This window comes from Haloplanus sp. (assembly GCF_028275055.1).
In the GTDB taxonomy this organism is placed as follows: Archaea; Halobacteriota; Halobacteria; order Halobacteriales; family Haloferacaceae; genus Haloplanus.
The window spans coordinates 1-7,354 of the sequence record NZ_JAQCNJ010000096.1; the positions used below are offsets into that span (position 1 = coordinate 1).

The 7,354-nt window shown below is 65.8% G+C and carries 8 protein-coding genes, 1 tRNA gene and 1 pseudogene; 8 read left to right on the forward strand and 2 right to left on the reverse strand.

From position 1 onward, the window contains the following. The 6 genes and pseudogenes from Q0925_RS11445 to mptA all read left to right on the forward strand — a co-directional run. Positions 1 to 477, forward strand: a pseudogene (locus Q0925_RS11445) (NAD(P)(+) transhydrogenase (Re/Si-specific) subunit alpha); the annotation flags it as partial. A gap of 6 nt (positions 478 to 483) precedes the next feature. Then, positions 484 to 765, forward strand: a complete 282-nt coding sequence (locus Q0925_RS11450; RefSeq protein WP_299335619.1) for an NAD(P) transhydrogenase subunit alpha — start codon at positions 484 to 486, stop codon at positions 763 to 765. Position 766: 1 nt separating this feature from the next. Next, positions 767 to 2,203: an NAD(P)(+) transhydrogenase (Re/Si-specific) subunit beta gene (locus Q0925_RS11455; RefSeq protein WP_299335621.1), complete on the forward strand. Its 1,437-nt coding sequence runs from the start codon at positions 767 to 769 to the stop codon at positions 2,201 to 2,203. 353 nt (positions 2,204 to 2,556) lie between these two features. Continuing rightward, entirely contained in the window at positions 2,557 to 2,769 is a 213-nt protein-coding gene (locus tag Q0925_RS11460) for a hypothetical protein (protein WP_299335623.1), read from the forward strand. A gap of 54 nt (positions 2,770 to 2,823) precedes the next feature. Further along, on the forward strand, positions 2,824 to 3,231 hold the full coding sequence (locus tag Q0925_RS11465) for a DUF7124 domain-containing protein (protein WP_299335625.1): 408 nt from the start codon (positions 2,824 to 2,826) through the stop codon (positions 3,229 to 3,231). A gap of 43 nt (positions 3,232 to 3,274) precedes the next feature. Beyond that, positions 3,275 to 4,207, forward strand: a complete 933-nt coding sequence (gene mptA / locus Q0925_RS11470) for a GTP cyclohydrolase MptA (protein ID WP_299335627.1) — start codon at positions 3,275 to 3,277, stop codon at positions 4,205 to 4,207. 2 nt (positions 4,208 to 4,209) lie between these two features. Here mptA and Q0925_RS11475 read toward each other — a convergent pair whose 3' ends face one another. Together Q0925_RS11475 and Q0925_RS11480 are read right to left on the reverse strand one after the other, a co-directional pair. Beyond that, a complete protein-coding gene (locus Q0925_RS11475; protein WP_299335629.1) occupies positions 4,210 to 5,025 on the reverse strand; it encodes a TrmB family transcriptional regulator in 816 nt (271 codons plus the stop codon). A gap of 41 nt (positions 5,026 to 5,066) precedes the next feature. Next, positions 5,067 to 6,650, reverse strand: coding sequence for a DUF255 domain-containing protein (locus Q0925_RS11480; RefSeq protein WP_299335631.1), 1,584 nt, complete (start codon positions 6,648 to 6,650; stop codon positions 5,067 to 5,069). Positions 6,651 to 6,740: 90 nt separating this feature from the next. Here Q0925_RS11480 and Q0925_RS11485 point away from each other — a divergent pair, with 90 nt between their 5' ends. Next, positions 6,741 to 7,223 (forward strand): FxsA family protein, encoded by a 483-nt coding sequence (locus Q0925_RS11485; RefSeq protein ID WP_299335633.1) that lies wholly within the window; start codon positions 6,741 to 6,743, stop codon positions 7,221 to 7,223. Between the two features lie 56 nt (positions 7,224 to 7,279). Further along, a tRNA-Ile gene (locus tag Q0925_RS11490) sits at positions 7,280 to 7,353 on the forward strand. Position 7,354 lies beyond the last annotated feature (1 nt).

Consider the following 7,354-nt stretch of genomic DNA (forward strand, 5'->3'; position numbering starts at 1 on the left):
GGGTACGCCGTCGAGATGGGCGAGGAGTTCTACGAACAACAACGCAAGGAACTGGGGCGGGTCGTTCCGGAGTCGGACGTGGTCATCACGACGGCGTCCATTCCCAACGCGCCGGCGCCGGAACTCGTCAGCGGCGAGATGATCGCCGACATGGACGACGGCTCGGTGATCATCGACCTCGCGGCGGCCGACGGCGGCAACTGCGACCCGACGGTGGCCGACGAGACGATTACCTACGAGGGCGTGACGGTGCTCGGTCCGACGAACCTCCCGGCGACGGTGCCGGGGACGGCGAGCCAACTGTTCGCAAACAACCTCTATAACTTTCTGGATCACATACTTACGGACGACACGCTGAGTATCGACACGAGCGACGAGATTATCGACTCGACACTACTCACACACGATGGCACGATCCGACGACCACACGAGGAAGGCGATGATGGGACCGAGACGGGGGCCGACGATGAGGAGTGAGCGCCGATGACGCTCGTCCAGAACCTGACGTTGTTCGTTCTGTCGGCCTTCGTTGGCTACGAGATCATCACGAAGATTCCGACGAACCTCCACACGCCACTGATGTCGGGGGCCAACGCCATCTCCGGAGTCACGCTGCTCGGGTCGGTCGTCGTCGCCGGATCGGGATCGACACTGCTCGCGACGGCGCTTGGCTTTGCCGCCGTCGTGATGGCGACGATCAACGTGGTCGGTGGGTATCTCGTGAGTCACTTCATGCTCGACCAGTTCAGCCAGCGGGGGAAATGAGATGGCGGGTGTGATCGGCGGCCTCCCGGACGCGGTGTTACAGTTCGCGTACCTGATCGCAGGAATCCTCTTCATTCAGGGGTTACGCGACATGACCCACCCGCGGACGGCGACGCGCGGGAACGGGATTTCGTCGCTGGGGATGTTCGTCGCGGTTGCGGTCACGGTGCTCTGGTTCGAGATCCTCTCGCCGCTGGTGCTTGCGGCCGCGTTGCTCGTCGGCGGCGGGATCGGCGCGTGGCTGGCGGTGAGAGTCGAGACGACCGAGATGCCACAGTTGGTCGGGCTGTTCAACGGCTTCGGGGGCGGTGCCTCCGCGCTCGTCGCGGGGGCGGAACTGGTCGACCTCACCGCGAGCGGGGGTGGTCTCCCCGTCGGCGTGACCGTGACGGCGGCCATCGCCGGTCTCATCGGATCGGTGACGTTCTGGGGAAGCCTCGTCGCCGCCGGCAAACTCCACGGACTGGTCGGTGACTCGCCGGTGAGCACCAACGCCGGCCACGGCATAAAGGTCGTGACGCTCCTGCTCGCCCTCGCGGGTGGGGGAACACTCGTCGTCCAGCCCGGTCTCGTCGGCGGGGGACTGGCCGAAATAGTGCCGTCATACTGGGTCTTGGTCGTCGCGGCGTCGGTTCTCGGGGTGTTTCTGGTGGTTCCCATCGGTGGAGCCGACATGCCGGTCGTGATCGCACTCCTGAACTCCTACTCGGGTCTGGCCGCGGCGACGACGGGGTTCGTTCTCGACAACACCGTTCTCATCGTCGCAGGGACGCTGGTCGGCGCGTCGGGACTGATCCTGACGGTCATCATGTGCGAGTCGATGAACCGGTCGCTGGTCAACGTGTTGTTCGGCGGCCTCGGGAGCGACGAGGAGTCCGAGGATATGGCGGATATCTACGAGGGCAACATCAGCGAAACCTCCGCCGAGGAAGTCGAGATGCTGTTGGACGTGGCCGACCGCGTCGTCATCGTCCCGGGGTACGGGATGGCGGTCGCACAGGCCCAACACGCCGTCGCAGAACTGGTCGAACTGCTCGAGGAAGACGGCGTCGACGTCGAGTTCGGTATCCACCCGGTCGCGGGGCGCATGCCGGGGCATATGAACGCGTTGTTGGCCGAGGCCGACGTCCCGTACGACAAGATGCGGGAACTGGAGGAGGTGAACCCGACGTTCTCACAGACGGACGTGGTGATCGTCACGGGAGCCAACGACGTGGTCAATCCGATGGCGAACACCGACGACTCCAGTCCCATCGCTGGCATGCCGGTTCTGAACGTCGGCGAGGCCCGCTCCGTGATCGTCAACAAGCGAAGTCTCAGCCCCGGGTTCTCCGGCATCCCCAATCCGTTGTTCGCACAGGATAACACGAGCATGTTCTTCGGGGACGCAAAGGCGTCGATGCAGGAACTGGTGAACGTCTACAAGGAAAGCCGGTAAACCGCATCCGGGTCATCGGTGGATCCGGGCCGCCAGCACGTGGGCGGCGGGACGACGCCCCACGGCACACACCGGTTCGTCGGAACCCTTGATAATGGGTGAACGCAAAGCGGCGGTCGGGGCGGAGGCAGGTCGACGGGCGTTCGGTGCGCCGGGTCGGATGGAGTTTCGGTTGTGGACGGGCCGGTTCCGTGTCGTTATGAGCGAACCGGTTCTGTCCGGAGCGGCGCGACGATACGACGACAGCGGACACGACGAGCGGTCGGTGCGGGTTCTCGCCAACCGCCGAGATGGATCCCCGGTTTGTCGTGACCGACGGAACCTTTATTATTCTTAATGTTCATTGTTACCACATGTCACGGGCTGCCGACGCAGGGTTCGACGTGAACAGAACGGAGGCGGTGCCCGAGAATGCCCGCGTCCGCGATTTCGACGAACTTGACGGCGCGGCACAGGAGTATTTGCTCCACGTCGTCGAAGGCGCGTCGCCGCGGGACCCGTCGAACCTCTCGGACCTCGAAGAGGGCGATGTGATCGTGTTCACCGACTACTACCGGGTCAGGTAACCGTGTCGACGGGCGGACCGAAGCCGTTTTGACCACGCCAACGGTAGCCGTTCCATGGACAGCGGCGGTACAATGACGCTCGCGTTCGAACTCGAGGCGCTCAAGCGACTCGCGGATCCGAACGCGGTGTTCGACGACGCCCGCAAGTGGACCGAGTACGTGGGTGTCCTCAGCGATCAGCCGACGTACGTCGTCACCAACTTCACCCGCAAGCGGCGTATCCGGCAGGACTTCTTCTCGGGACCACGTGGCGTCGACGAGAGCCTCGAAAACGTGTACGACCAGTTCGACACCGACCGACACGTCTTCGTCGGGACGACGACGGAGGACCGCAGCGCCGCCGAGAACGCCGACTGGGAGTATCTGTCGGTCGAGGAGGCGGCCGAATTCGCAGGGTGGGATCTCGGCGAACCGAGCGAGGAGGATCCCTTCGAGACCGAGACACGAGACGACTGGCCCTGAGGGATCGAAAGCCATAATCGCAGTCGGACCCTCCTGATAGGCGATGAGTCACCAGTTGCCTGACGTACAGGCAAGCCAACCCGACGTGACGGTCGGGCTCAGTCAGGTCGGCGTGACCGGGGTCGAGAAACTCGTGAAACTCGACCGCAACGGCCAGTGCCCGATCGTTCTGATGGCGGAGTTTGAAGTGTTCGTCGACCTCCCCAGCGGTCGAAAGGGGATCGATATGAGCCGGAATATGCAGGTGATCGACGAGACGTTGGAGGCGGCCGTCTCGGAGCCGTCATACCGTGTCGAGGAGGTGTGTGGCGACGTCGCCGAGCGCCTTCTCGAAAAACACGACTACACCTCCACCGCGGAGGTTCGTATGGAGGCCGACTACGTCACCCGCGAGGAGACGCCGGCGTCGGGGCTCGGCACCCAAAACACCGCGACGATCATCGCCGGGGCCGTCGCCACGGAGAACGGGACCCGCGAGGAGATCGGCGCACGCGTCACTGGGATGACCGTCTGTCCCTGCTCACAAGGGATGTCGGAGTCGCGGGCCCGCGAGACGCTCGCGGGATTGGGTGTCGACGACGAGATCACCGAGGCGTTTCTCGATAAGGTGCCCCAGCCCGGCCACTCTCAGCGTGGTCACGCGACGCTCACGATCACGAGCGACGGGTCGCCGGACGTGGACCTCCGGGATGTGATCGACGTGGCCCGGGACGCGATGAGCGCCCGAATCTACAACCTGGCGAAACGGCCAGACGAGGACCACATGACCTACCACGCCCACGCCAACGCGAAGTTCGTCGAGGACTGTGTGCGGTCGCTCGCGGAGTCCGTCGTCGAGGAGTTCGGCCACCTCGACGACGACACGGTGATCCACATGAAACAGTCGAACGACGAGTCGATCCACCAGCACAACGCCCACGCGGAGCGTGAACTCTCGTTGAAAGCGCTTCGGAGCGAAGTCGGCCTCGGCAGGTAATCTCAGGCGTCGGTGTGGTGGTCGAGCGGCGTCGAATTCGTCCACTGTTTGTCGAACACGTCCCGCGCGTCGTCGGCGAACGCCGCGTCCTTGAAATCGATCATAGCGAACGTCTCGCCGGGATCGAGCGGGTTCGGCACCTCGATACACACCTCCACGTCGTCGACGAGGGTGAACGTGCCGTCAATGGCGGTCGACACGCGCGCCTCGTAGCCCGGCCGGTCGGAGAGACGATCCTCGTAGGCTTTGTTGAGATCGTCGGAGACGGTGTCGGGGAGCGCCGGGTCGATGAGAACGGAGACACTGACCCCTCGATCTAGCGCCGCTTCGAACGCATCTAGCGCGCGCTCGCCGACCACGCCGAGATCGACCTGTTCGGAGGGCAGTCCGGCGACGTGGCGGATGCGGTCGTCGGCGGCCGAAAGGCGTTCGAGCAACAGATCGACCGTCTCCTCCGGACCGACGGCGGCCGTCCAGAACTGCTCGTTGACGGTGTTGGCGGCGTCGAGATCACCGACCAGGTCGGCGGCGACGGCCTCGTAGCGCTCGGCCTGTTGGTCGAGTTCGCGTTTGCGCGCGTCGACCAAGCGGTCCAGTGCGGCCTCGGGTTCGACCGCGACGTACTTTTTGGGGCGACTGGCTGCCTGACTCCGGACGAGGCCGCCGCTTTCCAACCCGTTGAGCACGTCGTAGATCCGGCCCATCGGGACACCACTCGTACTCGACAACTCCTTTGCCGTTGTCGAGCCGTGATTGAGAAGCGTTCGATATGCCTGCGACTCGTACTCCGATAACCCGAGATCGCGGAGCGACGCCATACGTGGGGCTGACGGCGGAGAGACAAAAACGAATCGCCCGTTTACCCGGCGAGGTCGGCGACGGCATCGGCCAGATCGGACGGCGTCGTGGCGGTCCGGGAACGCCCGCCAACGCGAACAACGGCGGTCCCCCGGTCGGTGTTCTCCGCGGCGAGTCGGACGACCTTCTCGTGATCGGCGACGCGGAGGGCGGCACGGTGGAGGTCGCTCCCGGGACCGGTCGCCACGGAGATCACCAGCGGATCGCGACACAGGCGCGCGGCGACGGAGCCGTAGCCGGCGACCTGGACGCCGAACCGGTCCCACGCCCCGGCAAAGGCGCCGACCGCCTCGCTCGCGACGTCGCGGTAGCCATCGTCGCCGGTCAGGATCGACAGGTCGATGAGCGCGTCGGACATCTCGACGTTGGCATCGAGCGGTCGGAGAGGACGGTCGAGCAGTCCCGACCCCTCGGTCGGCCCGTCGTGGAAGGAGCCGTCGGAAAACAACGTGTCGATGGTTCGGTCGGCGACCGATCGGGCCGTCCGGAGGGCGTCGTCGTCGCCGAGTACCTGTGCCGCACGGACGCCGGCAGCGACGGTCCGGGCCGCATCGGCCAACAGGAGCGTCGGGGCGTCGGCGTCCGCGTGGTGGCGGACAACACCGTCGTCGACAAACGACGAACGAAGCGTCGAGAGCGTCCGCCGGGCGTACTCGCGCGGGCGCTCAGCGTCGGTGTACGACGAGAGAACAAGCAGTGCATCGACGACGAGAGCGTTCGAATCCGCGTAGGCGGTCAGGTCGGTTCGGGGGTCGCCGTCGTCAGCGGGACCCTGACTCCCGCCGAACGCCGACCCGTTCCAGAGCGCGTCGATCAGGTAGTCGACGGTTCGCTCGGCTTTGTCGCGGTAGGTCTCCTCGCCGGTGTAACAGTAGGCGTGGGCGAACGCCCGCACCAGCGCCGCGTTGTCCGCGAGAAGTGTCGCACGGTCGGGGTCGCTCCAGTCGCGGCCACGCGCGTAGCGGTAGAAGCCACCCCGTTTCTCGTCGAAGAGACCGCGGGCAACGGCATCGAGCGTCTGGCGGGCCTTCTGAGGGTCGCGTTTGAGCGCGAACTCGATAGTGCGGGGCAGGGGAAATTTGGGTGCGTCGCCCCAGCCACCGTTCGCGGCGTCGAACGCCTCGTCGAGTCGGCCGGCGAGATGGTCCTCGATGCGGTCGGTCACCGGTCCCGACGGGGACGGGTCGCCGGCGAGCGAGCGGGGGACCCGGCCGGCGTCGAACCCGCTCTCGTCCCAGCGCTCGCGCACCCGATCGATCACCTGTCGCATGCCGTCGGGTCCGAGAAATCCCGCGCCGGCAATGCGGTCGCCGTCGGGCGTACAGAACACCGTCGACGGGAAGCCGCCGACGTTGTACCGTTCACGGACCCGTGGATGGCGGTCGACATCGACGCGGACGGGCACGAATCCGTCGTTCAGGTTGGCCGCAATCCGTGGCTCGGCGTACGTCCGGGCGTCCATCTCGTGGCACTCCCCACACCACGTCGCCGTCAGGGCGAGCAACACGGGCGACCCCCGGTCGCGGGCCTCGGCGAACGCCTCGTCGCCCCACGACCGCCACTCGACGCGCGTCCCCTCGGTCATACCGACACGACGGGACGGGCGGGCCTAAGGCCTTCGTCATCCGAGCCGTGCGTCAAAAGGGCTATCAGTGGGCCGCCGAAAGTGAGCGGTATGCGCCTGCGCTGGGTGTTCGCGCTCCTGTTGCTCATCCCGCTGGCCGACGCCCTGTTGCTCGTCGTCGTCGCCGACGCCGTCGGCGCACCCGTGACCGTCGCGCTGGTCGTTCTCACCGGGCTGATCGGTATGCTGCTGGTCAGAGCCGAGGGCCGACACACGATCAACAGCCTCCAGCGACGGCTCGTGACCGGCGAGGTGCCGACAAAAGAGTTGCTGGACGGCGGCCTGCTCATCGCCGCCGGCGCGTTTCTGCTCACGCCCGGCCTCGTGACCGACAGTATCGGCTTCCTGCTCGGCGTCCCGCTGACGCGGGCGCCGATCCGGGCCGTCATCGAGCGACTCATTCTGCGGCCGTACGTGGAACGAAAGAGCGGGGGCTTCGTCACCGGTGGCGTCTACACGGCCGGGTTCCCGGATGGTGACGATGAGGACGTGTACGACATGGACCGTGGCTCCTATCGCGTCGACGACGAGTAGAGCGCGAACGGAAACGCTTAAACGAACCACCACGCAAAAACTGAATGCGCTCACCTGGGCCAATAGCTCAGTCAGGTTGAGCGCTCGGCTGATAACCGGGAGGTCCGCGGTTCAAATCCGTGTTGGCCCAC

Excerpts from the sequence above, each read along its gene's own strand:
- Q0925_RS11485 (WP_299335633.1), top strand. The coding sequence starts at position 6,741 with ATGCGCCTGCGCTGGGTGTTCGCGCTCCTGTTGCTCATCCCGCTGGCC.
- mptA (WP_299335627.1), top strand. The coding sequence starts at position 3,275 with ATGAGTCACCAGTTGCCTGACGTACAGGCAAGCCAACCCGACGTGACG.
- Q0925_RS11450 (WP_299335619.1), top strand. The coding sequence starts at position 484 with ATGACGCTCGTCCAGAACCTGACGTTGTTCGTTCTGTCGGCCTTCGTT.
- Q0925_RS11480 (WP_299335631.1), bottom strand. The coding sequence starts at position 6,650 with ATGACCGAGGGGACGCGCGTCGAGTGGCGGTCGTGGGGCGACGAGGCG.
- Q0925_RS11455 (WP_299335621.1), top strand. The coding sequence starts at position 767 with ATGGCGGGTGTGATCGGCGGCCTCCCGGACGCGGTGTTACAGTTCGCG.
- Q0925_RS11460 (WP_299335623.1), top strand. The coding sequence starts at position 2,557 with ATGTCACGGGCTGCCGACGCAGGGTTCGACGTGAACAGAACGGAGGCG.
- Q0925_RS11475 (WP_299335629.1), bottom strand. The coding sequence starts at position 5,025 with ATGGCGTCGCTCCGCGATCTCGGGTTATCGGAGTACGAGTCGCAGGCA.
- Q0925_RS11465 (WP_299335625.1), top strand. The coding sequence starts at position 2,824 with ATGGACAGCGGCGGTACAATGACGCTCGCGTTCGAACTCGAGGCGCTC.